Source organism: Lacicoccus qingdaonensis (assembly GCF_900101075.1).
GTDB lineage: Bacteria > Bacillota > Bacilli > Staphylococcales > Salinicoccaceae > Lacicoccus > Lacicoccus qingdaonensis.
This window is the reverse complement of the sequence record NZ_FNFY01000011.1, coordinates 45,660-69,574: the sequence shown is the minus strand read 5'-3', so window position 1 is coordinate 69,574 and position 23,915 is coordinate 45,660. Positions and strand designations below refer to the sequence as shown.

The window sequence follows — 23,915 nt, the reverse complement described above, 5'->3', positions numbered from 1 at the left end:
CCTTGTATTGTTTTTGTTTGCTTCTATCCGGTTTTGAATGTATATCGATGACGTTCTTGGCATCTATGATGCGTAGAACGACACAGATAGACATTCGTTCTAACTTCAGTTAGAACATTCCTTGTTTTATCATTCGTTCTGATACAATCAGAACATTCCAAAGCCTGTGATTACATCGAATGTAGTCGACAGCAACATTGTCTGGTAGTGATGGCGGAGAGGCCACACCTGTTCCCATGCCGAACACAGTCGTTAAGCTCTCCAGCGCCGATGGTAGTTGGACTGACGTCCCGTCAGAGTAGGACGCTGCCAGGCAAACTTTTAGAGACCCTTTGCGGTCTCTTTTTTTGTATAATGAGATTAAAATATTTTTATTTCAAACAGGTGATCATATGATAAAGATAAAAGCAGATAATATAGAAGAAACAAGGAAGATAGCGAAAGTGTTTGCCGATAATATTAAAAATAATGATGTTTTACTGCTGCGGGGTGACCTGGGTGCAGGAAAGACGACTTTTACCCAGGCTCTGGGTGAATTTCTCGGTGTGAAGCGCAGGATGACGTCTCCGACATTCAACATCATTAAAAGTTATGAGATGGATTCAACCAAAGTTCATCATATGGATTGCTACCGTCTTGAATTCAGTGACGAGGATCTGGGCTTTGATGAATATTTCGGCAACGGTATCGTCATTGTGGAGTGGCCGGATTTTATAGAAGAATATTTACCGGAGAATATCATTAATATATCAATCACTCACGATGGTGATGGTCGTCTGTTTGAAATAGAAAATATGAATTTGAATGATGAAATTATGGAGGCATTGGATGAAATCTCTTTTGATTGATACATCGAACAAAGTAATATCACTGGCGATTAATGATGATGGTATTAACATAGCAGAGATTAATGCCAACGTGGCCCGGCCGCATTCAGAGACACTGATGGTGTACATCAATCATCTGTTTGACTACGCCGGGCTGGATAAAAGCGAGATTGACCGGATTATCGTTGCGCGCGGTCCTGGGTCGTATACCGGTGTCAGAATCGGTGTGACTGTGGCGAAGACTCTTGCATTCAGTCTGAAGACCGAACTGTATTCTGTGTCTTCATTATTTGTTCTTGCAGCTTCATCGGACCGAAGGGATGTTGTGGTCCCTCTTTTTGATGCAAGAAGAGGCAATGTCTTTACGGCAGCCTATAAGTTTGACGGAGACCGATTTGAAGAAGTCGAGCCTCCTGGACATATGTCATTTGATGATCTAAAAGGAAAATTGAAAGATGAATATGCGTGTTTCTATGGAAATTCGACCGAACAATTTAAAAACGTGGATGGGTTTAATCATCTGACACCGAGAATAGCAGATGTCGAGCGTTTTGCTGAAGCGCTAAAACAGGAAAGTGTTCATGAGTTTGTACCTGAATACTTGAGAGTATCGGAGGCTGAAAGAAATTGGATGGACAAGAATCAGTAAATATAAGAGAAATGACAATTGAAGATATTGATGCTGTACATCTGATAGAAACAGCTTCTTTTACAAAGACTTCATGGACTAAAGAGGCTTTTTTAAGGGAGCTTGGTGTGAACAGGTTTGCACATTATTTCGTTATGGAAAAAGACTCCGAAATCATCGGTTACTGCGGTCTGTGGATGATTCTCGACCAGAGCCAGATCACGACAATCGCAATAAGGGATGATCAGCGGGGCCTCGGCCTGGGTCATACTTTACTCAAGTATGTCAAAGACTATTCTGCAGAATCGACGAAGACTTTATCTCTTGAAGTCAATATCGATAACGAAGCAGCAAAAAGTCTGTATGAAAAAGAAGGGTTTTCCTATGGAGGAATACGTAAAGATTACTATGGACCCGGAGAGGATGCACATGTGATGTGGGTGAAACTGGATGAATAAAGACATTACAATATTAAGTATAGAAACAAGTTGTGACGAAACAGCATGCAGTATAGTGAGAAATGGTCATGAACTGCTGTCGAATATCGTCGTCAGCCAGATTGAAAGCCATAAGCGCTTTGGCGGTGTTGTGCCTGAAGTGGCTTCGAGGCACCATGTGGAGTCCATTACAATGGTTATAGAGGAAGCACTTCATGAGACGGGACTGACAGCACAAGATCTGGATGCTGTCGCAGTGACTGAAGGACCTGGATTGATCGGGGCGCTTTTAGTCGGTATCAATGCTGCAAAAGCATTCAGTTTTGCACATGATCTGCCATTGATACCCGTGCATCATATCGCAGGACATATTTATGCCAACCAGCTGGAAGAAGAGCTGACGTTCCCTTTGATGGCGTTGATTGTGTCAGGAGGCCATACAGAGCTGATCTACATGAAAGATCATCTGAGCTTCGAAGTGATCGGTGAAACACGTGATGATGCTGTTGGAGAAGCATATGACAAAGTCGCCCGTGTCATCGGCCTGCCTTATCCGGGGGGACCGCACATAGACCGTCTGAGTAAAAAAGGAAAGGATACATTCAATTTCCCAAGAGCATATCTGGAAGCAGGCAGTTATGACTTCAGTTTCAGCGGGTTAAAATCTGCAGTGATCAATTCACTTCACAACCATAAACAGAAAGGTCTTGAAGTGAATGAAAAAGATGTTGCAGCTTCATTCCAGTACAGTGTCGTGGATGTATTGACAAATAAAACAATGCAGGCCGTTGAAGAGTACGAAGTAAAAGAATTGATCATCGCAGGAGGTGTCGCTGCAAACAGTGGACTCAGGGCGAGATTTGAACAGCTGACAAGAATGCAGCATATCAATCTGCACATCCCTGAACTGAAATTCTGTACTGATAATGCGGCAATGATCGGCGCTGCTGCATATCAATTGTATTTAAAAGAACATTTTACAGGACTTGACCTGAATGGACGGAATTTCATTGATATTGAAGAGTATGTCAAATAATATATTATCCCCAGTCTACATTGTAGACTGGGGCTTTTAAATTTCATTCTTCAGAAATAATAAACTTTTCTAAAAATTATGTTTGACATAATATTCATACCCTGATAGTATGATATTTAACTTAAAACAGAATAAAATCCTTATCCAGAGCAGGGGAGGAAATTGGTCCTGAGATCCTGCGGCAACCTCACTTTTTAAAAAGTGGAAGGTGCCCATTCCAACAAGCGATATGCTTGAAAGATGAGGAGGAGCGTTTATCATATAAGCCTCTTCCTCAGGAAGAGGCTTTTTCTATTCCTACTGTCTTAGTAAGATTTAAGTTGATTAATGCTAAAGGGAGAGATTACTTATGAAAAAACAAATTCGTCTGAATGGATTTACTTTAAACTCTGTCGCACCGCACTCACCGGGACTGTGGCGTCATCCAAAAAATCAGGGAAGCCGTCATCCGTCATAGTGACCTGGATTACTGGACTGATATCGCCAAACTTCTGGAAAAAGGGAAATTTGATGCGGTATTTTTAGCGGATGTATTAGGTATATATGATGTATATGGAGACAGCCCGGAAGCTGCGATTAAAAATGCAGTGCAGGTGCCGCTGCACAACCCTCTGTTTCCAATTTCAGCAATGGCGGCTGTTACAGATCATATCGGTTTTGCACCGACTTATTCTGCAACTTATACGGAACCTTATAAACTGGCGCGTGAATTTTCAACTTTGGACCACTTGACAAAGGGCCGAGTGGCCTGGAATATCGTCACATCCTATTTGAACAGTGAGGCGGTCAATCTCGGCATGGAAGGTCAGATCAAACATGATACAAGATATGACCGGGCGGACGAATATATGGATGTCGTCTATAAATTGTGGGAGCACAGCTGGGAAGAAGATGCTGTAGAAGCGGATAAAGAAACAGGCGTCTACGTGAATCCGGATAAAGTCCACCCGATCAACCACAAAGGTGAATTTTTCAGCGTACCGGGTGAACACCTGGTAGAACCGTCACCTCAGCGTACCCCGGTATTATTCCAGGCAGGGGCTTCTGAAAAGGGTAAGGCATTCGCGGCCAAACATGCAGAAGCTTTGTTTACGACACTGGCAAGTGATCTGGAAGAATTGAAGGCATTCGCTTCAGACATCAGAGAACGTGCGGTGGAAAATGGCAGAAATGCTGAAGATATAAAAATCTTCCCTGGTATCGTACCGATTGTCGGACGTACGGAGGAAGAAGCACAGGAGAAATATGAAGAGCTTCTGTCCTATGTCAGCTACGAGGGGACGGCGGCAATGCTTTCAGGACATACCGGCATCGATTTCTCCCAATATGAGCCGGATCAATATGTGGAAGATGCAGAGACGGAAGCATCGCATGGTTTCCTCAAAAAAATATTCGGCAAGCACGACCAGAAAATGGACAGTCAGAGAAGCTGTGCTTCATCACGGACTCGGCATAGGAGCAACCAAGGTGGTCGGTACACCTGAACAGATTGCAGATGAACTTGAAGCCATGGCGAATATCGGTGATGCCGACGGCTTTAACATCATCCAGGCAGCAAGTCCTGCGACTTTCGAAGACTTCATAGAACATGTAATTCCGGTGCTCCAGGAACGCGGCAGCTATAGAAAGGAATATGAAGCATCGACTTTACGGGAGAATCTGTTTGGCAAGAATAAAGTGAGAATTACCGAAAGACATCATGCGAAGAAAGTTGAAATCGCCCCAAAAATGAATGTTTAAATAAACAACAGCCCTGAAAAATTTATTCAGGGCTGTTGTTTTGGTATTCCGATTTTAAAATGGAGTAGTAGACATCATTGAAATATTCGCCTTTCTTCCACTTATGTACATGCCTGAGTACACCTTCTTTTTTCATACCCAACCGTTCAAGCACTTTACCAGAAGCAGTGTTCCGTTCATCGTACATGGCTGCAATACAGTCGAGTCCAAGAACATCGAAACCCAATTTGAGGATGGCTCGCCCGGTCTCGGTCATATAACCATTGCCTTGATATTTTTTATTCAACGTATACCCTATGATGCCTCTTGAATCTTCAGTTTTTCTTCTCAGTTCAATAGTGCCTATCATTTTACCGGACTGCTTCAGTTCAATGCCGTACTTGCCAAGCGGCTGTTCTAAAAAGTGTGTCACTATGGCAGTTTCCGTGTCGGACGGTGACTGGTGACGGTCGAAAACGTAATAGGTTGTTTCTTCATCAGAAGCATATTCGTACATATCTTCAGTGTCTTTTAATGTGACCGGTCTTAAGATCAATCGTTCAGTTTCCAGCTGGCGGTGCTTTGCCAGCAATACTTTATAACTGTCCAAATAAACCCCTCATTTCTTCAGTATGATCAATTTCTTTCAATTATAACAAAAAGGACGACTGGGAATTACAGATGAAGGACTATTAAAATATTTATTGATACTATTGTAAAAATATCAGAAAATGGTTATAATATACACAACTGCATAGTCAAGTAAAAGAGTAGTCTGTGAAAGTTTTCAGCGAGCCGGAGAAGGTGGGAGCCCGGTAATGGAAATGGATGAAACGCATTACATTAAACCGGTGGCGACACCGTTATCAATTGAGAGTATATTTGGAGTGGTACCGTGAGCAATTCACCTCTATGGAGAGGTGAGTTTTTTTATTTTATAGGAGGGATTTAATGTTAAAAAAATGGGTTGCTGAAGATATGCATAAAATTTTAAAAGAATATTTAAAGTATGAAGAAATCTTGGAGATTATTGAGATTCCTGCCAATGATAATTTTGGAGATTTTTCATTCCCAACTTTTACACTGTCAAAATTATTCCGCAAATCACCAGAGGATATTGCCGAAAATATCAAAGAGGGGTTTCAGAGTGAGCTTGTGGTAAAAACAGAAGTGATTAACGGTTTCGTGAATTTTCATATTGACAGACAAAAAGGTGGCAGTCTGATCATGAATGAAATTGGGAGAGAAAGTTATGGAAAGACAAAACATTTACAGGGACAGAAATTGGTGATGGACTTTTCCAGTCCGAATATTGCAAAACCCTTTTCCATGGGGCACCTGCGTGCAACCATACTAGGAGATTCACTGTCGAAAATCCTTGAGCAGAATAGTGCAAAAGTGACAGGTATCAATCACTTGGGAGACTGGGGAACACAGTTTGGAAAACTTATCGTTGCCTATACGAAGTGGGGAGAGAAAAAGGCCGTTGAAGCAGATCCGATAAAAGAACTTTTCCAACTTTACACACATTTTCATATAGAAGCTGAAAAGAATCCCTCTCTTGATGATGAAGCCCGGGAAGCATTCAGTAAACTTGAGCTTGGACATAAGGAATACACAGAACTGTGGCAATGGTTCAGGGACGTTTCGATGGTTGCGTTCGAATTGCTGTATAATCAGTTGAATGTGTCATTCGATCATATTCAGGGAGAATCATTCTATAATAAACATCTTTCTCAGACTGTAGAACTGCTGGAGGAGAAGAACCTATTGGAATATGACGACGGCGCGTACATAATCAGACTGAACGGGATTCCGCCTGCATTGATCAAAAAGAGAGACGGTGCCTCATTATATATCACACGTGATGTGGCGGCGATGCTTTACAGAGTGGAAAAATATGAAGCAGATAAAATACTTTATGTTGTCGGACAGGAACAATCAATTCATTTTGAGCAGCTGTCACAGGTTGCAGAAATGCTGGATGTCAAAACCGAAATTGAACATATACCATTCGGCATGATATTGAAAAACGGCAAGAAAATGTCGACAAGAAAAGGTGAAGTCGTTTTATTGGAAGACATTATAAAGGATGTGGCAGAAAGGGCTCTCCAGGTAATCAGTGATAAGAACCCGAAACTAAAAGATAAGGAGTTGGCAGCCGGTAAAATTGCGATTGGTGCAATAAAATTCCATGATTTGAAAAATGACCGGATGAACAGTTATGACTTCAATATTGAAGATATGCTAAAATTTGACGGAGAAACGGCAACTTATGTGAATTATACCAATTCTCGAATTCAGTCGATATTAAGAAAGAATATGACTGGTACTGAAAGTGGATTCGTATCAGAAGACAGCATGTGGCCGATATTAAAGCATATGTCCTCCTATGAGGAGGTACTGGTAGAAGCGGCCAATCGATATTCACCGTCAGTCATCTGTAAGTATGTGATGCAGCTGTGCAGACTTTTCAATACGTATTATGGACAGGGAAGAATAATAGGCAGCAGTAACGAAAAATCCAAACTGATGCTGCTTCAGATGATTTCCCGTAATATTAAAGAAGCGATGAAGCTGCTCGGGATAGAGACGATGGACAGTATGTAACATGAAAATTTGAAAAGCGAAGGTGGAATTTCCGCCTTCGCTTTTATATGATAATTATGATTTATCTATATTGGTTGAACTGATTGTTACCTTTTTCCTTGTTTACCTGCTCTACGGCATCATCGACCTTGCCCTGGGTCTCTTCCTGCTTTGACCCGGCCTTGGATTTCTCATCTTTAAAATCACTTTTCTTGGCCTGAGCTTTTTCCTTCATTTGAGCTTTTTGTTCCTGACCTTCTTCAGCCTGCTTTTTTGCTTCCTCTCTCATCTGTTCCTGCTGATTTTTATGATTCTCAGTCATCATTACACGCTCCTTAAAATCGATGTGTAATTACTTTTACCTTTTATTAGAGGATTTAAACAATATTTGACGGCACACTTATAATAATACATCACTGATGCAGCACTTAAAAAAAGAATTATGTTAAACTGAAAAATGTATTTATATCATAATCAACTAAAAGGAGAATTATATGTCTGAAGCTGCGATGAAAATTATTGACTTACATAAGAATATCGGACGCAGTCACATCATCAAAAATCTCAATTTTGACATCAGATCGGGAGAGGTGTTCGGTTTCATCGGACCGAACGGTGCCGGAAAAACAACGACAATCCGGATGATGGTGGGGCTTCTCAGCATGACGAAAGGCGATGTGGTCATTCAGGGCCACAGTATAAAAAGCGAATATACTAAAGCGATCAGTGAAGTGGGGGCGATAGTGGAAAACCCTGAGATGTACCCATTCATGACGGGTCTTCAGAATCTGAAGCATTTCGCAAGGATGTCTGAAGGAGTGACGAATGAACGTATTAAAGAAGTGATTGATCTGGTCGGTCTCGAGAAAGCAATCAAGACGAAGGTCAATAAATACTCGCTCGGCATGCGTCAAAGGCTGGGCATTGCACAGGCGCTTCTGCACAGTCCTTCAGTACTGATTCTGGATGAACCGACGAACGGTCTAGATCCGACAGGCATACGTGAAATACGAAGGTACATAAGGCGACTCGCAGTTGAAGATAATGTATCAGTCATCGTTTCCAGCCATCTGCTCAGCGAAATTGAATTGATGTGCGACCGTATCGGCATCATCCAGAATGGTGAACTGATTGCGACTAAGGATTTACATGAAAAAGCTGAAACAAATGAATATATAGTCAATCTTGATGTGTATCCGGTAGAGGAGTCCATCGATATCCTCCGTAAAATGAACGGGATAGAGATTTTGGACACAAGCCGGGGGATACAGATCAAGACATATAAAGATAACATTCCGTTTCTTGTGACGACACTCGTCCGGAATGATATAGAGATTTACGGGGTCAATGTACTCCAGTCGACACTTGAAGATCAATTCATAGAGATGATTGGAGAGAATATCATTGAGTAAATTATTCAGCTTAATTAAAAATGAACTGGGAAAAATCTTTGTGCTCAAATCAACATGGATAATGTATGTAATCCTCGCCGGAATTATTATAGCGAGTGCTGTCATTACAAGCACTTCCAATTTCGTGGATACTGATAAGACTTATTCCGATGATTGGAAGACAGAGCTGCAGGAAGAAAATGAAGCACTGATGGCTGAAATTGAAGAAGATGAAGACAATCCATTCATAGAATCGACAAATATGGGAATTATTGAAGAAAATGAATACCATATTGAGAATGATGTCCGTCCATACGGCTACCATGCAGGAGATTTCACCATGGATAATCTATTCCTCACTTCACTGATCAGCCTGTTCACCATTATCGTCGGCGGAGGCATAGTGGCAAACGAGTTCAGATGGGGGACCATCAAACAGCTTCTGATCCGCCCGATTTCAAGAAGTGCGGTACTTCTTTCTAAATATATTGCGCTTCTGATATTCACATTGTTTACTGTCCTGTTTCTTATTCTGGTCAGTGCGGCAGTTGGCGCATTATTTTACGGCCTTCCCGCTGTTAATCCTGAAATAGTGGTGACACGTCAGGACGGCATGGCGACTTCAGCATTGGTACCGGAGGCACTTATGATGTATGGATTCAGAACACTGAATATTATTATACTGGCCACATTCGCCTTTATGATTTCCAGTATTTTCAGAAGCAGTGCACTTGCCATCGGTCTGGCGATGTTCCTCATGTTTGCAGGTTCGACAGCCGCCCAGGCACTTGCGAGGTATGAGTGGTCCAAATTCATTTTATTTGCCAATACGGATCTATCTGTATACTTCAATGTCGTCGGACCGATCCGTGACGAGATGACCATCGGATTTTCAACAGGTGTTATTATAGTTTATGTGATTATATTCATCATAGCGGCTTGGATGGTATTCACTAAACGTGATGTTGCTTGATAAAATTGAATCAACTATAAGAAAACGAAGATCATTTCTGATCTTCGTTTTTATTATGTGTAAATTGATAAAGCGAACATACATTCAACTCTATCGAACGAAACATACACTCAACGTTGTCAACAGGGAACATTTGTTTTATCCACAGACTGTGGATAACCTGTGGATTAAACTGTGTTTCATTTTGGATAACTCATTAACAGCTGTGGACTTAAATGTGTATAACTGTGCAAAACTTTGTGGATAATGTGGATAAGTTGTTGAAATACTGATTTAATCACACCATGGCTGTGCGTAACTTTGTGATGAAGTATAATTCTGACAAATTACGTTATACACCGAACATATGGCTAAAAAAGAAACGTCCAGTACATTGACCGAACGCTTCTATGTTTCCGATAATTGTTCTTCGCTGTCTGCCCATTGTTCCATAACAGTTTCCAATCTGTCATTTCTGGCTGTGAGCTGGTCATTGAGTTCTGCGGATTTTGTATAGTCATTGTAAACTTCCGGCTCCAGCAGCTGATTTTCTATACTCTCTATATCTTGTTCAAGAACGGTTATTTCCTGCTCAAGAGTTTTAACTTGTTTTTTCAATTTGCCTATTTCATTACGCTGTCGTTTCTGTTCTTCGTAGCTGAGATTGCCTTTATTTTCAGATTCTGTTTCTTTTACTTCAGTTTCCCGTATTAATTTCAATTCCTCTTTTTTATGAAGGAAGTAGTCATAATCTCCATTAACTAAAAACAAGTTCTCTTTTTCCATTTCCAAAATGCGGTTTGCTATTCTGTTGACGAAATATCTGTCATGAGAGACGAATATGATGGTGCCTTCAAAATCATCGAGTGCATTTTCAAGGACTTCCTTACTGTCGATGTCCAGATGGTTCGTCGGTTCATCGAGTATAAGGACATTATTTTTTTCAAGCATCAGCTTTGCCAGCTGAATTCTTGCTTTTTCACCGCCGCTCAAATCATTGACGCTTTTCAGCACTTCATCCTGTGTAAATAAAAACCGGCCTAATATTTTTCGGACATCGCTTTCCTTCATCTCAGGGTACTCGGACCACAACTCCTCAAGGACATTTTTGCTGGAAGTGAATTCGGCCTGTTTCTGATCGTAATATCCGATTGAAACATTGGTGCCGTAAACGATGTCACCGGCTTTTTCCTGTATTTTCTTTGCGATGGTTTTGACGAGAGTGGATTTGCCGATGCCGTTGGGACCGAGTATCGCGAGTCTGTCGCCTTTTTCCACGCTGAAGTTGATATTGCTGTTCAGCACTTCATCGTAGCCGATGGACAGGTCATTGATCCTGAAAACATCATTGCCGCTTTCGCGTTTGATGCTGAAGCTGAAATCGGCATTCTTATGATCCTGCCTCGGTGCGTTGATGCGTTCCATCATTTCGAGTTTTTTACGCCTGTCTTTTGCCATGCCGCTGGTGGAAGCACGTGCAATGTTTTTTTCGACAAATGTTTCGAGACGGGATATTTCCTTTTGCTGGCGTTCATACTGCTTCATGGTCAACTGGTAACGTTTCTCTTTTTCAACAACATATTTGGAGTAGTTGGTGTGATAGAGTGTACCGGTCCCAAGTTCAACCTCATATATTTTATCGACGGTTTTATCGAGGAAGTATCTGTCGTGACTGATGATGACGACGGCCCCCTGGAAACCGTTTAAATACTGTTCCAGCCATTCGACAGTGTCCATGTCCAGGTGGTTCGTCGGTTCATCAAGAAGCAGCAGGTCGGGCTTTGAAAGGAGCATCTGGGCGAGTGACAGACGTGTCTTCTGGCCGCCTGAGAATTTATCAACAGGGCGGTCCAGGTCTTTCACATCGAAATTGAGTCCGGTCAGCACCATTTTGATATTGGAATCGATGTGGTAGCCGTCCTGATTTTCAAATAAGTTCTGCAGTCTCTCGAGCTTATTCACATAGTCCTGGTAGTTCTCATGGGTATATTCATTATTTTCAAGCCATTGGATGACTTCGTCCATTTCATCTTTCAGTGCCAGCAACTTTGCGAATGGCCGTCTCATCTCTTCCAAAACGGTCAGACTGGATTCCAAAGTCATCTGCTGGGTCAGGTATCCGACGGACGTCCCTTTCGGCATCGTGAGATTCCCGCTGTCATAACTCATTTCACCGGCCATAATTTTCATCAGAGTCGTCTTGCCTGCGCCATTCTTGCCGACTATGCCTATATTTTCTCCTGATTTGATTTCCAAAGTGACTTTTTCAAAAACCAGATCAGTGACAAAAGATTTTTTTAAATTGGATAATTGCATTACGATCATAAATTTCCCTCACTTTCCTTATAGTTTACATGAGAATACACAAAAAAACGATGGTAATTCATTTGCAATAGTAGGAAGGAATGCACTATTTATGCTATAATAATGTCATTAGTCAATGGGTAGGTGTAAATGATTGTGAATATAAAAAAGAAAATTCCAAACGCAACAATGAAGCGGCTACCTCTTTATTACAGATATTTTAAACAAGCAGAAGAAGCAGCTACTGACAGAGTATCATCAAAAGAGATAAGTGAAGCTCTGGATATTGATTCAGCCACTATCCGAAGAGATTTTTCTTATTTTGGAGAACTTGGCCGCAAGGGGTATGGCTATAACGTAAAAAGTCTATTGAATTTCTTTATGGAGCATATCCAGGGTAATGACAAGAAAAACATTGTGCTGGTGGGAGTAGGGAATTTAGGCAGTGCGTTACTGAACTATAAATTTAATAATTTAAGTGATAAAATGAATGTAGTCGCAGGTCTGGACAACAATGATGATCTGGTCGGCACAAAGATCAATGATGTAACAATCCATCATTCAGATGATCTTGAATCCATCATTGAAAACGGGAACGTTGAAGTTGCCATCTTAACTCTGCCGGTTTCTGCGAGTCAGGAAATGGCTGAAAGACTTGTTGATGCAGGCATAAAGGGCATTTTGAATTTCACGCCGACAAGATTGGATCTGGATAAAAAGATCTACGTACATAACATTGATTTAGGTGTTGAATTACAAGCATTATTCTTTTATATGAAGAACTTATAGAAAGGGGAAATAACCATGTTTACATTCTTATTACCATCAACTTTGATGATGGCTGTCGGTCCTGTCAGCCTGATTGTAATCGCTGTAGTCGCACTGATCATTTTCGGACCTAAGAAATTGCCTCAGTTCGGGAGAGCTGTCGGTTCAACGTTGAAGGAATTTAAAGATGCAACTAAAGGTTTGGCAGATGACGATGATGACGAAGAAGAAGAGAAAAAGAAAGAAACTAAGAAAATTGAATCAGAGTCATAATAATAGTGGTGGCGAAAGCCACCTTTTTTTAAGAGGTGAATAACTTATGCAAGATGAAGAAAAAAAGGATATAATGGAGCATTTGGATGAGCTGAGAAAACGGCTGCTCACCACAATGTACTTTTTTCTTGCTGCATTAATTGTGGGCTTTTTTTTATCCCAACCTTTAATCTATCAGATGCAGAATGCACCTTGGACAGCAAACATTCAGATGCATGCGTTTCAGGTGGCAGATCCGATTAAAATATACATAATGGTGATCATAATCATCGCATTTGTCATTATTTTGCCGGTAATCCTGTATCAGTTATGGGCTTTTATTTCCCCGGGACTTTACAGTAATGAGCAGAAACTGACTTTGAGCTATATTCCGATAGTGATGATTCTGATGCTGATCGGAATGGCATTCAGCTACTTCATCGTTGTGCCATACATCGTGCAGTTTACATTTGACCTGTCAGCAGAAATGGGAATCGAAACGACGATCGGCATCAATCAGTATTTCGGTTTTCTGTTCCGTACGGTGCTGCCATTCGGTGCCATATTCCAAATGCCGATAATGGTCCTCTTTTTGACTCAGCTGGGTATGATTACACCCATGTTTCTTAAGAAGAACCGGAAATATGCCTATTTTATATTATTCATCATAGCGGCGGTCATTGCGCCGCCGGACTTCATGACACACATACTGCTAACGATTCCGATGATATTGCTGTATGAAGTCAGCATCGTCATTTCTAAATACGGTTATAAGAGATATTTGAAAGCGGAACAGAAAGCACTTGAAGAATCTTTGGATGAAGACTAGGGGGTAAAGTGTTGGAGAGACATGAAAATATCCAATTAAAGGCGTTAGAAACGATGAGTCATAACGATTTAATTTCGTATATTGAGCATGTTAACAGCTGCCCGTGGCGTCAGAAATATCATGTACAGAGTGTCATTGGCTCAATCAATGCGCCGGCCGCGGTGTTTTATGACGGCATCAATGAAAAATATCACCTGTTTTATACCTGGCTGCCGGTACTGGGTGAGGAAGAACAGCACTGGTACCATGTAACATCAAAAGATCTGGCGACATTTACCAATGAAGGCGTGAAATTAAAACCCGACACCCTGTTTGATGACAAAGGTCTTTCTGCAGGTTCATCAGTAAGCATCGATGGCCGGGAACACATTTTTTATATCGGCCGTTCTTTATCACAGCAGTCATTTAAATATAAACAACTGATTGCACATATGGATGAACGGTTTAAATTGATCAAGCATACTGTGCCTCTGATTGAAGGTTATGAAGACCGGTTCAGACAGTTCAAAGATTCTGAAGTAATATTTAAAAACGGCAGATATATTATATTGATCGGTGCAGAGTCCCGCAGTGAAAACGGATGCCTTGCAGTGTTTGAAGCGGATAATGAGTCCGATTTTGAATATAAGGGTATTATGGAAACCGGTCTGGAAGAATTCGGCTGGCTGTGGGAGTATCCCGACTACTTTTCTGTGGACGGAAGGGACATTCTGGTGTTCTGTCCTCAGGGCGTCGACAGATACGGCAATTATTTCAGAAATAACTTCCAGGCAGGCTACCTCGTCGGGGACATCGACTTCGATGATTATTCCATGAAGCATGGTGAATTCAAAGAATTTGATGCGGGTTTTGATTTTTATGCACCGAAAGTGTTTACAGATCAGCATGACAGGCAGGTCGTCATCGGAAATCTGAGCATGCCGACGACAACATATCCGACAGAAAAATTTCATTATGACAACTGTCTGAGCATCCCGAGAGTTTTAAATGCCGAAGGACAAAAGCTTATACAGACACCCCATCCAAATCTGGTCAATTTAAGGGAGAATGAAGTGACCGCCCTCGGTTATTTTAAACAGTACAATAAACGCATGAGAGATTTTTATGGCGACGCGTATGAGCTCATTGTGGAATTCAATGATTACGATGCGAGCGAAATCTATTTGAATCTGCGCGTGGGCAAAAGAAATGAAACACGGCTGATCTATAATGCCGAAGAGCGCATGTTCAAACTTGATACTTCTTTCAGCGGTGAGCACCCTGAAGGTGCAGAGGAATGCGAACGGCACGTTTACCTTGATACGCCGCTGTATAAACTTCAAATATTCATGGACGTTTCAAGCCTGGAGATCTTTATTAACGACGGTGAGGCAGTCATGTCTGCAAGGATTTTTCCAGAACAGGATGCCAGGGGAGTCGAATTGTCAACCGAGACCGGGCAGTGTTATGTAAACCTTGTTCGCTATGACTTGAAACCTTTTGAAAATGAAGAAATTATATATCAGAACTAATATGATAAATTTGTAAATTTTAGTAATTTTTTGCTGAATTTATCTTCAAAATCATGAAACCATGTTATAATTGACTAAATATTTCTAGTATTTGAGCGGAATCAATAAGTTTGGGGGAAATTATATGTTCTCGGTACTGAGCCAGATAAGTAAAAGGCAGGAATACATGACACCAGTTGAACAACGTATAGCAACATTCATTCTTGAAAACCCTAGGAAAGTCATCAATATGCCTGTCAAAGACATTGCCATCAACAGCAACACCAGCGATGCCGCCATCGTCAGATTCGCAAAAAGAGTCGGGCTCGCAGGTATTAAAGAATTGAAAGTGGAATTGGCAAAAGAACTTCACACACTTGAGAAGGAAAACATATCAAGAGTGATCGATCTGGAAACGGATAATCATAAGGATATTTTTGATAAAGTGTTCAAAAATACGATACAGGCACTTTATAACACTGAAAAAATTGTCAGCCGTGACGTGATGAAAGAGGCCGCCCATCTGATATTGGAGGCAAATAACACGTTCATCTACGGTGTCGGCGATTCTGCGAATGTAGGACAGGATATGGAGCAGAAACTGCATCGTGTAAATGTGAACGCATTTTTCACTGCAGATAAATACCTATGCCTGACCAGATTGTCCAATGCAGCAGAAAATGATGTTTTATTCGTCATTACACTTTCAGGCAAGACCGCAGAAGTGATAGAGGTGGTCAAGAAAGCGAAGGCGCTTGGCGTCAAAACCGTCATTCTGACACAGAACCATGCTTCAATTGCCAAAAGACATTCCGACCTTGCAATTGAAATTACAGAGGAAGAGACCAACATCCAGTATATGAATATGACCAGCCGTATCGCCCAGCTGGTGATATGCGATGTTTTATTCTTCTATGTATGCAGAGAACTCGGAACCTCGGCTTACGATAATATTATAAAAACATATGATGCCACCCATTAAATGTCCAGCAATAACCTGAAGAACCTGTCAAAAAGACAGGTTTTTTTTACGTATGAATATTACATAATCATATTGCTTGAAACAATATTGAAATAATTGATGACTAGTATTAAGGCTGTGTTACATATTTCAAAAATTGTAGATACAGATTGGAAATTTTTATATACTTATCATATCAGTTTAGATTGTCGTTTAGATATTTCAGTATGGAGGAATAGATATGAATAGAAAATCAATGAAAATCACACTAATATCCATACTCATTTCATCAACTCTTTTTAATATGACAAACAATACCCTTGCTAATACAGAAGATGATATAGAAGAAAGCAACTCCGAAGAATATATAGAAGAACAATCTGAGGAAGATGAGTTTGAGGAGAGCACTTACGAATCCGAAAATGATACTTATGAATCAGAATCCGCAGAAGAAACATATGAGACATACAATGAGCGAGCAACTATAGAAGAAGATGGTGGAGAAGCGTCAGAAACCGAACAGGGCAGTGAAAATGAAGAGGACTCGTCAGTGCCTGAGCAGGAAACATACCAGATCGGTAATCAGGAAGATGAGACCGAAGAAGGCATAGAAGAAGAAGGTACTGAACAGAACAGTGGAAATGAAGAAGACTCATCAGTGCCTGAACAGGAAACCCACGAGACAGGCAATCAGGAAGATGAGACAGAAGAAGTCATCGAAGAAGAAGAGGCTGCCGAACAGGAGCAGTCAGATGACACAGATGCAGAATCCGGTACTGATGAAGAGCTGTTAGTGCCTGAAGAATACTACGACGGAAACAGTTCCGAAGGTACCGGTCAGAATGGTAATGCTGATACTGGCGGTAATGGAGACTCAGAAGTGAATCCGGACGCCGGAGATCAACCGGAAAATGATAATGATGGCAATGAACAAATAGAGCCTGAAGATCAGGAAGACAATGTTGGCAATTATATTCCTCCGGAAACTGCAGACCCAGAAAATCAGGAGCCTGAGATGGACGGTTCAGAAGACGAAGAGCCGACACCTGAAACCGGTGAAGATACAGAAGGCGGAAATCATGAAGATGATTATAATGTAGAAGAACCAGATACCGATGAAAGGGATAATGGTGAATCTGACTCAAATACAGGCGATGGTACTTCAGGAAACAATGATTATTCAGACGAACGTCAAAACTATGACTTTCCTCATGGCAGTGAAAGTACTGAAGAATCAGAGGCAGGAGAGATTTCTGATGAAACTCCAGAAGCAGCGGACGAACATCAGACGGAAAATGTAATAGAGGGCGGACAGGAAGACTCTGAATCCAGAGAAGCATCATCAGAATCCGGAGAAAGACAAAAGTCCGGTGTGGCCGGTAAGAAACTGTATAGATATGACTATGGCGATATTTTAAATGGTATTGACCTGAAACCTGGAACGTCAGAAGAAAATTACTCGACGCTGGATAAGAGAGTCAACCGCATCATGACTTCTAAAATAGTTGAAGAAGATGATATGACCGAAGAGCAAATCATGGAACTGGAAGAAGAAATAAAGAATGAATCCGGTGTGGTGTCTTCAGACAGAGATGCTTTACCTGATACTGGCGAAACAAATCAATATAATTTACTCTACAGTTTTATGTTGATTTCATCTGGAATAATATTATTTTTCCTGACAAAAAGACCAGGAAAAGAATAACGAATAACTTGAATACGAAAGCGAGTGTTGATCCGTCAGGACAGCGCTCGCTTTTTTAATGTAGTGACATGCCATGGCGGCCAAACGACGGCACGAGGTGGTGCTTCCCGTGCCATGGCGGTAAAACGACGGCACGAGGTTTAGGTTCTCGTGCCATGGCAGATAAACGACGGCACGAGGTGGTGCTTCCCGTGCCATGGCAGATAAAACGATGACACGGGCCAAAATAAAAAACAGGATAAAACCCTGTTAAAAGGTTTTATCCTGTCCTTCAAATCAATATTACAGTTTGGTATCGTCGATTGAGTCCAGGTAATCGCTGACTTCTTCGACGACTTCTTTCAGGCTGCCTTCTTCAAAAGGTGACCTTAATTTTGCTGCTTCAACAAGTGAATTGAAAGGCAGTGATCCGCCGAGTTTACATAATGCAAGGTAGTCTTCCCATGCTGCATCAAAGTCTTCTTTGGCACGTTTCCAGAACTGGATTGCACAGATTTGTGCGAGTGTGTAGTCGATGTAGTAGAACGGGGCACCGAACACATGGCCCTGGTAATGCCAGAACGAACCGCTTTCGAGTGGTTCAATACCATCATAGTCTCTGTGTGGTAAATATTTTTGCTCAAGTTTCTTCCATTCATCACGGCGTTCTTTCGGTGTGAGTTCTGGGTTCTCATAAACGATGTGCTGGAATTCATCAATTGCAACACCATATGGCAGGAATGAAATATCACTTGCCAGATGTGAGAACTTGAATTTATCTGTATCTTCTTCAAAGAACAGGTCCATCCATGGATAAGTGAAATACTCCATGCTCATTGAATGGATTTCAGCAGATTCGAGTGTCGGGAACTGATACTCCGGTACCTCGAAACCGCGTGACATATATGATTGGAAAGCATGGCCGGCTTCATGAGTCAGCACAGTGACGTCTCCGAGTGTCCCATTAAAGTTTGAGAATATGAATGGTGAATCATACTCCGGGATGAAAGTGCAGTAGCCACCGCCTTCTTTACCTTTCTTGGCTTCGACATCAAACAGTTCACGTTCTGTCATAAATGTATAGAACTCATCTGTTTCAGGTGAAAGTTCCTTGTACATTTTCGCACCGTTCTTCATGATATCTTTCGTTTTGCCTTTTGGCGCCGCGTTGCCTGTCAGGAAATCAAATGATTCATCGTATGATTTCAGATCGGACAACCCGATACGTCTGCCCTGGCGTTGTTTCAGTCTGGTTACCACCGGTACAACATACTCTGCAACCTGGTTTCTGAATGTTTCGACCATATCACGGTCATAGTCGATTCTGTTCATTCTTACGTAGCCGAGTTCCACAAAATCCTGATAGCCAAGTTCTTTGGCAATTTTATCTCTTGTTTTTACAAGTCTGTCATAAATGTCATCTATCGTTTCAAGGTTGTCTCCCATAAAGCCCTGCACAGCTTCGGTGGCTTCTTTACGGACATTGCGGTCAGGGTCTTCCATATATGGGCTGAACTCTGAGAGGTTTAAAGTTTTGCCGTCAAATTCAATTTCTGCACCTGCCAGCAGTTTGGAATATTGGGTGGACAGTCTGTTTTCTTCCTGGATCAATTCCTTTACTGCTGGGTCATAACTTTTCAGCTGGTTTTCGGCAAGAGCGAAAAGCTGTCTGCCATATAGATCCTCGAGGTCAAATCGAAAATCACTGTTTACGATTGCATCATAATATTTATTGTTGATTTCTGTGATGACTGGATCATACTCATCGAAAAAGTTTCTTTCCGCATCATAAAATTCATCTTTCGTATCAATGGAGGCACGGATGTGTGCGAGTGTCGCCATTGTATCCACGTGATTGAAAATCTTGTTCAATTCGTCTATGACTGTGCTTTGTTCATTCGCATCTTTTGCTTTCTCAAATTTTTCAATCAGTTCAGATACTTCTTTTGAAATCTTTTGCAAATCGGGTCTTTCGTATTTATAGTCCTGAAACTTCGTGACCATTTAGTTTCCCCCTTATTGTTATTCATAAATATTCTATCATAACCACGGGGTGACAATCTAAAATTTGATAGTCGCAAATTTTTGGAAGAGGCTATTTTTATTATAATAAAGGGTATATATACTTAACGTTAAGGAGGAATAAAATGATTGAAATAGATGATGAACTGGAATTCAGACTTGGAGAGATGACACGGAAGACGCACGATATGAACATTCCTGTGATGATTATAATAGAAGGGCCGCCGGCATCGGGGAAGTCACGGCTGTCCAATGCGCTCTATATGGCACTTGATGCCAAATATACGGATTTTGTGGCAACGAGGCCGCCGAGGGACATCGATCTGCGCTATCCGTTCATGCAGCGGTTTTGGAATCATCTGCCGAAAGCAGGGGATGTGAACATCCATTTCAGAAGCTGGTATGCACAATATATCGAATATAAAGAAGCTGGTATCACCGATAACATTGATGTGGATATTAAAGAGATATCTGCTGATATGGAAAACTTTGAAAGGACACTCGACCAGAACGGTTATGAGATTATCAAGTTTTATGTGAATACATCTGAAGAGGTGAGACAGAAACACCTGGATAAATTAAAAGAAAATCCGACATTGAAATGGAAAGCTGAGGAATTTGAAGAACACCTTGAATTATTTGATTATGAAAAAGAAATGCAGGGTTTCATCAATCAGAAGCAACAGATTCCATGGACGGAAATTGATTTTGAAAATAAAAACGAAGCGATCAATACGATGTTCAAAACCATAATCGACACCCTTGAAGCAAGGGTTGAAAAAGAGCGGACGACTGCTGTGGAAAGGATCGTCAGTGATTTCACCAAATATTTCGAGTCGGAACTTTTCACGTTTGATTTTGACAAAGAGAAAATATCCAAAAAGGATTATAAGGATATTCTTCCTGAACTGCAGTTGAAAATGCGTGATATCCAGTTTCAACTGTATCAGCATAAAATTCCGCTGATTCTCGTATACGAAGGCATGGATGCCGCTGGTAAAGGCGGCAATATAAAACGGACACGCCAGCGGCTGGACCCGACAGGTTATACGATCAACGCAGTCAGTGCACCTTCTGATATAGAACTTGCCCATCACTATTTATGGCGGTTTGCAACAGATATTCCACGCAGCGGGCATATCGGTTTTTTTGACCGCAGCTGGTACGGAAGAGTGCTGGTGGAGAGGGTGGAAGGCTTTGCGAGCCAGAAAGAATGGACCCAGGCCTATGATGAAATCAAGGATTTTGAGAAATCTCTGTATAATTCAGGCGCGGTCATTCTGAAGTTTTTCCTTTCACTGGATAAGGATGAACAGCTGGAACGCTTTGAAGAAAGGGAAAAGAACATTGAAAAACAATGGAAGATTACAAAAGAAGACTGGAGAAACAGGGCAAAGTGGGATGAATATCTTGAAGCCTCTGAAGATATGATCAAAGAGACGGATACCGGGTATGCACCCTGGCATATCATACCTGGAAATAATAAAAAGTATGCGCGGATAGAAGTTTTAAAGAAAATAATAGCTGCGTGCGAGAAAGTATTAAATGATGAGCGGAATTAATTTTTCATGTATAATTTTAAGTAAAGTTCATTGAATGGAAAGAGGAAGCCAACATGAAGAAATATTTAATTCCAATCGGAGTTTTCATCGGTCTCATTATTTTTGTCATGATTTTAATTGTTCCGAGATATAACTCATTGATTAATCTGGACGAAGATGTGAATAATGCAGAATCCAATATTGATACCCAGCTGCAGAGACGTGCCGATCTGATTCCGAATCTGGTCAATACGGTTCAGGAATATGCAGATCATGAAGAGGAAATCTTCACGGATATTGCAGAGGCAAGAAGCAACATAACAAATGCCGACAATATGGAAGAAGTGTCTGAAGCTGATTCCGATATGAGATCAGCCTTATCCAGACTGATTGCAGTGGCTGAGAATTATCCTGAACTCCAGGCGAGTGATCAGTTCACAGGACTGCGTGATGAACTTGCAGGTGCTGAAAACAGAATCGCTGTTTCCAGACAGGATTATAATACCACCGTTCAGGAATATAACAGAAACACAAGAACATTTCCTGGCAACTTGATTGCAGGAATTTTTGGCTTTGAAGAGAAACCGTATTTCGAAGCGGATGAATCTGCGGATGAGGTGCCTGAAGTTGATTTTGATTCAGGTGGAAACGACTCCGGTGATGAGTGATGAAACGCTGGTTGCTGATCATTACAGCAGTGTTCTTTTCCTTTTCTTTTGGTCCGGAAGCTTCTGCGAGAACCGATCTGCCTGAAATTGACACGAATCACTATTTCGTGCAGGACCATGCAGATGTTTTGAGTCCGGAAGCGGCAGAGTCATTAAATGACCTGGGAGAGCATCTCGAAGAAGGGACAGGCGCTGAACTACTATTGATGACGATGCCCACCGTCGGCCAGGAGCATCGCCAGGATTATGCGCTCAGAATCCTCAGGGAATACGGTGTCGGTAAAGAAGAGCATGATAACGGCATCGTCATATTCCTGAACCTGGACAACGGCAATGAATTTAATAATCGCGGTGTGGATATACAGGTCGGTTATGGCGTCGAGGGTTACTTGAACGATGCTAAAATCGGCAGAATCATTGATGACACAGCAATGGACAGTTTTCAGAGTGCAGCAGATGCAGATGATGACAGTGCTGCAGATGCCCATTATGAAGAAGGGCTGGTGAATTTATATAATGCGATTTATCAGGAATCGCTGGATGCCTACGGTTATACAGACGGCGAATTCACCCGGGAAGAACCGGCTGATGAAGAGCTCAGCCTCTTCAATATCATTGCCAGAATCATTTTCGTGATGGCAGCGATATATGTTCTCTACAAACTGTTTTCAAATAATTCAGGAGGTCCCGGCGGACCACGCGGCAGAAGCAGACGTACACGGAGAAGACGCGGCGGACCTGTAGTGCTGTTTCCGCCTTCCGGAGGCGGCGGCTTTGGTTCAGGCGGCGGTTCTGGAGGATTCGGCGGTTTCGGCGGAGGATCCGGAGGCGGTGGCGGTGCCGGCCGAGGTTTCTAGCAATATAAAAAAGACTGGAGAAAAAAATCCAGTCTTTTTTATATGCCTGTGTTAATTAGAATAAAATATTTTTTGCAACGGAAAATGCAATGCCGAGTGTTTCTTCATACTGCTGCAGTTCTTCTAACTGATCTCCGAGAAAGATCTGCAGGCTGACAACCAGCCCATTCATTATTATGTGAATGACTACCGGGACAAGCAGCCGCCCCGTCATCACATATAAGAAGCTGAATGCATAACTCATGGCCAGGTATATGATGATGTGGGTGAAGTCAAAGTGTGCAACGGCGAATATTAAACCGCTCACTAAGCCGGCAACCAGGAAGGCCAGCACTTTATACCATACATTTTTCATTGGAAATAAAGTGTAGACTTCAGCAAATATTGCACGTCTGAATACATATTCCTCTATGATCGGACCGAGCAGCACCACGATCAGAATCATCAGGGGCATCGATTCGATCATATTCATGATTTCATTTGTATTCTGGCTCTCCAATGGATTTCCAAATACATATACGTTGATCATTCCTGCAATGACCTGTGAGGCATACGCAAGGATTACACCGCCGACGATCCAGACGAGAGTGACGGGTATATCAGTCTGCGGTCCTCTTTCAATCGCATTTTTATTTTGATGAAGACCGCCGATAATGACGACGAGAATGGTACCGATTAAAAATGCAATGAACTGATAAGGAATGATCGCAGTGACCAGTTCATCAGGACTTATGTCCGGGGTTGTGAAGCCCATTATAATACCGACAGGTATGACGGCGAGCTGGACGCCGATGAATATCAGTAAAATTAAAGCACTGTTAATTTGACGGTTTCTAAAAAGTTTCTTCAAACGATTCCCTCCAATGGCAATAAAATTATTTTACATGAAATCGAAGCTGACTTAAAGCAATATAAAACACTTGCATTTTTGACCTTCTTTGATTATTATATTAATTGTTA

The 23,915-nt window shown here is 41.6% G+C and carries 21 protein-coding genes, 1 rRNA gene, 1 pseudogene and 1 riboswitch; of the genes and pseudogenes, 18 read left to right on the top strand and 5 right to left on the bottom strand.

Going from position 1 to position 23,915, the window contains the following annotated elements; all coding sequences use genetic code 11:
• Positions 1-200 precede the first annotated feature (200 nt).
• From rrf to BLR15_RS07715, 6 genes and pseudogenes are all read left to right on the top strand, one after another.
• Positions 201-315 (top strand): 5S ribosomal RNA (gene rrf, locus BLR15_RS07740).
• A 77-nt stretch (positions 316-392) separates the two neighbouring features.
• On the top strand, positions 393-848 hold the full coding sequence (tsaE, locus tag BLR15_RS07735; RefSeq protein ID WP_092986269.1) for a tRNA (adenosine(37)-N6)-threonylcarbamoyltransferase complex ATPase subunit type 1 TsaE: 456 nt from the start codon (positions 393-395) through the stop codon (positions 846-848).
• A complete protein-coding gene (tsaB, locus tag BLR15_RS07730) occupies positions 829-1,476 on the top strand; it encodes a tRNA (adenosine(37)-N6)-threonylcarbamoyltransferase complex dimerization subunit type 1 TsaB (RefSeq protein ID WP_092986267.1) in 648 nt (215 codons plus the stop codon). Before tsaE ends, tsaB begins: the two co-directional genes overlap by 20 nt.
• Positions 1,455-1,913, top strand: coding sequence for a ribosomal protein S18-alanine N-acetyltransferase (gene rimI, locus BLR15_RS07725; protein WP_245696682.1), 459 nt, complete (start codon positions 1,455-1,457; stop codon positions 1,911-1,913). The genes tsaB and rimI overlap by 22 nt, the downstream gene beginning before the upstream one ends.
• Positions 1,906-2,928 (top strand): tRNA (adenosine(37)-N6)-threonylcarbamoyltransferase complex transferase subunit TsaD, encoded by a 1,023-nt coding sequence (tsaD, locus tag BLR15_RS07720; RefSeq protein WP_092986265.1) that lies wholly within the window; start codon positions 1,906-1,908, stop codon positions 2,926-2,928. The genes rimI and tsaD overlap by 8 nt, the downstream gene beginning before the upstream one ends.
• A gap of 137 nt (positions 2,929-3,065) precedes the next feature.
• Positions 3,066-3,175: riboswitch (SAM riboswitch) on the top strand.
• Between the two features lie 102 nt (positions 3,176-3,277).
• A pseudogene (locus tag BLR15_RS07715) lies at positions 3,278-4,668 on the top strand (LLM class flavin-dependent oxidoreductase).
• A 22-nt stretch (positions 4,669-4,690) separates the two neighbouring features.
• Here the strand turns inward: BLR15_RS07715 and BLR15_RS07710 are convergent.
• The gene (locus tag BLR15_RS07710; protein WP_092986263.1) at positions 4,691-5,257 is read right to left on the bottom strand and encodes a GNAT family N-acetyltransferase; all 567 of its coding nucleotides are present in this window, start codon (positions 5,255-5,257) and stop codon (positions 4,691-4,693) included.
• A gap of 341 nt (positions 5,258-5,598) precedes the next feature.
• Here BLR15_RS07710 and argS point away from each other — a divergent pair, with 341 nt between their 5' ends.
• Positions 5,599-7,257, top strand: a complete 1,659-nt coding sequence (gene argS, locus BLR15_RS07705) for an arginine--tRNA ligase (RefSeq protein ID WP_092986261.1) — start codon at positions 5,599-5,601, stop codon at positions 7,255-7,257.
• A gap of 61 nt (positions 7,258-7,318) precedes the next feature.
• Here the strand turns inward: argS and BLR15_RS07700 are convergent, their stop codons facing one another.
• Entirely contained in the window at positions 7,319-7,558 is a 240-nt protein-coding gene (locus BLR15_RS07700) for a hypothetical protein (RefSeq protein ID WP_092986259.1), read from the bottom strand.
• Between the two features lie 172 nt (positions 7,559-7,730).
• Here BLR15_RS07700 and BLR15_RS07695 point away from each other — a divergent pair, with 172 nt between their 5' ends.
• Together BLR15_RS07695 and BLR15_RS07690 are read left to right on the top strand one after the other, a co-directional pair.
• Complete coding sequence (locus tag BLR15_RS07695) at positions 7,731-8,648, top strand: ABC transporter ATP-binding protein (RefSeq protein ID WP_092986257.1); 918 nt, start codon at positions 7,731-7,733, stop codon at positions 8,646-8,648.
• On the top strand, positions 8,641-9,600 hold the full coding sequence (locus BLR15_RS07690; protein WP_092986255.1) for an ABC transporter permease: 960 nt from the start codon (positions 8,641-8,643) through the stop codon (positions 9,598-9,600). Before BLR15_RS07695 ends, BLR15_RS07690 begins: the two co-directional genes overlap by 8 nt.
• A 387-nt stretch (positions 9,601-9,987) precedes the next feature.
• On the opposite strand, the gene BLR15_RS07685 is transcribed toward BLR15_RS07690, so the two are convergent.
• The gene (locus BLR15_RS07685; protein WP_092986253.1) at positions 9,988-11,904 is read right to left on the bottom strand and encodes an ABC-F family ATP-binding cassette domain-containing protein; all 1,917 of its coding nucleotides are present in this window, start codon (positions 11,902-11,904) and stop codon (positions 9,988-9,990) included.
• Positions 11,905-12,036: 132 nt separating this feature from the next.
• Here BLR15_RS07685 and BLR15_RS07680 point away from each other — a divergent pair, with 132 nt between their 5' ends.
• The 6 genes from BLR15_RS07680 to BLR15_RS07655 all read left to right on the top strand — a co-directional run bounded on the left by BLR15_RS07680 (position 12,037) and on the right by BLR15_RS07655 (position 17,888).
• Positions 12,037-12,672, top strand: a complete 636-nt coding sequence (locus tag BLR15_RS07680) for a redox-sensing transcriptional repressor Rex (RefSeq protein ID WP_092986285.1) — start codon at positions 12,037-12,039, stop codon at positions 12,670-12,672.
• Positions 12,673-12,717: 45 nt separating this feature from the next.
• Positions 12,718-12,924, top strand: a complete 207-nt coding sequence (locus tag BLR15_RS07675) for a twin-arginine translocase TatA/TatE family subunit (RefSeq protein WP_092986283.1) — start codon at positions 12,718-12,720, stop codon at positions 12,922-12,924.
• Positions 12,925-12,970: 46 nt separating this feature from the next.
• Entirely contained in the window at positions 12,971-13,732 is a 762-nt protein-coding gene (tatC, locus tag BLR15_RS07670; RefSeq protein WP_092986251.1) for a twin-arginine translocase subunit TatC, read from the top strand.
• Positions 13,733-13,743: 11 nt separating this feature from the next.
• Entirely contained in the window at positions 13,744-15,243 is a 1,500-nt protein-coding gene (locus BLR15_RS07665) for a glycoside hydrolase family 32 protein (protein ID WP_092986249.1), read from the top strand.
• 124 nt (positions 15,244-15,367) lie between these two features.
• Positions 15,368-16,204, top strand: a complete 837-nt coding sequence (locus BLR15_RS07660) for a MurR/RpiR family transcriptional regulator (RefSeq protein WP_092986247.1) — start codon at positions 15,368-15,370, stop codon at positions 16,202-16,204.
• 220 nt (positions 16,205-16,424) lie between these two features.
• Positions 16,425-17,888, top strand: a complete 1,464-nt coding sequence (locus BLR15_RS07655) for an LPXTG cell wall anchor domain-containing protein (RefSeq protein ID WP_092986245.1) — start codon at positions 16,425-16,427, stop codon at positions 17,886-17,888.
• A 282-nt stretch (positions 17,889-18,170) separates the two neighbouring features.
• Here the strand turns inward: BLR15_RS07655 and BLR15_RS07650 are convergent, their stop codons facing one another.
• Positions 18,171-19,871 carry a M3 family oligoendopeptidase gene (locus BLR15_RS07650; protein WP_092986243.1) on the bottom strand — a complete coding sequence of 567 codons (1,701 nt, stop codon included), beginning with the start codon at positions 19,869-19,871 and terminating at the stop codon, positions 18,171-18,173.
• A gap of 143 nt (positions 19,872-20,014) precedes the next feature.
• On the opposite strand from BLR15_RS07650, the gene BLR15_RS07645 reads away from it, so the two are divergent.
• From BLR15_RS07645 to BLR15_RS14035, 3 genes are read left to right on the top strand one after another with little or no spacing between them, the layout of a single operon-like run.
• Positions 20,015-21,451, top strand: coding sequence for a phosphate--AMP phosphotransferase (locus BLR15_RS07645; RefSeq protein ID WP_092986241.1), 1,437 nt, complete (start codon positions 20,015-20,017; stop codon positions 21,449-21,451).
• 53 nt (positions 21,452-21,504) lie between these two features.
• The gene (locus BLR15_RS07640) at positions 21,505-22,098 is read left to right on the top strand and encodes a LemA family protein (RefSeq protein WP_092986239.1); all 594 of its coding nucleotides are present in this window, start codon (positions 21,505-21,507) and stop codon (positions 22,096-22,098) included.
• Positions 22,098-22,955: a TPM domain-containing protein gene (locus tag BLR15_RS14035; protein WP_092986237.1), complete on the top strand. Its 858-nt coding sequence runs from the start codon at positions 22,098-22,100 to the stop codon at positions 22,953-22,955. Before BLR15_RS07640 ends, BLR15_RS14035 begins: the two co-directional genes overlap by 1 nt.
• A gap of 55 nt (positions 22,956-23,010) precedes the next feature.
• Here BLR15_RS14035 and BLR15_RS07630 read toward each other — a convergent pair whose 3' ends face one another.
• On the bottom strand, positions 23,011-23,805 hold the full coding sequence (locus tag BLR15_RS07630) for a CPBP family intramembrane glutamic endopeptidase (protein ID WP_245696680.1): 795 nt from the start codon (positions 23,803-23,805) through the stop codon (positions 23,011-23,013).
• Positions 23,806-23,915 lie beyond the last annotated feature (110 nt).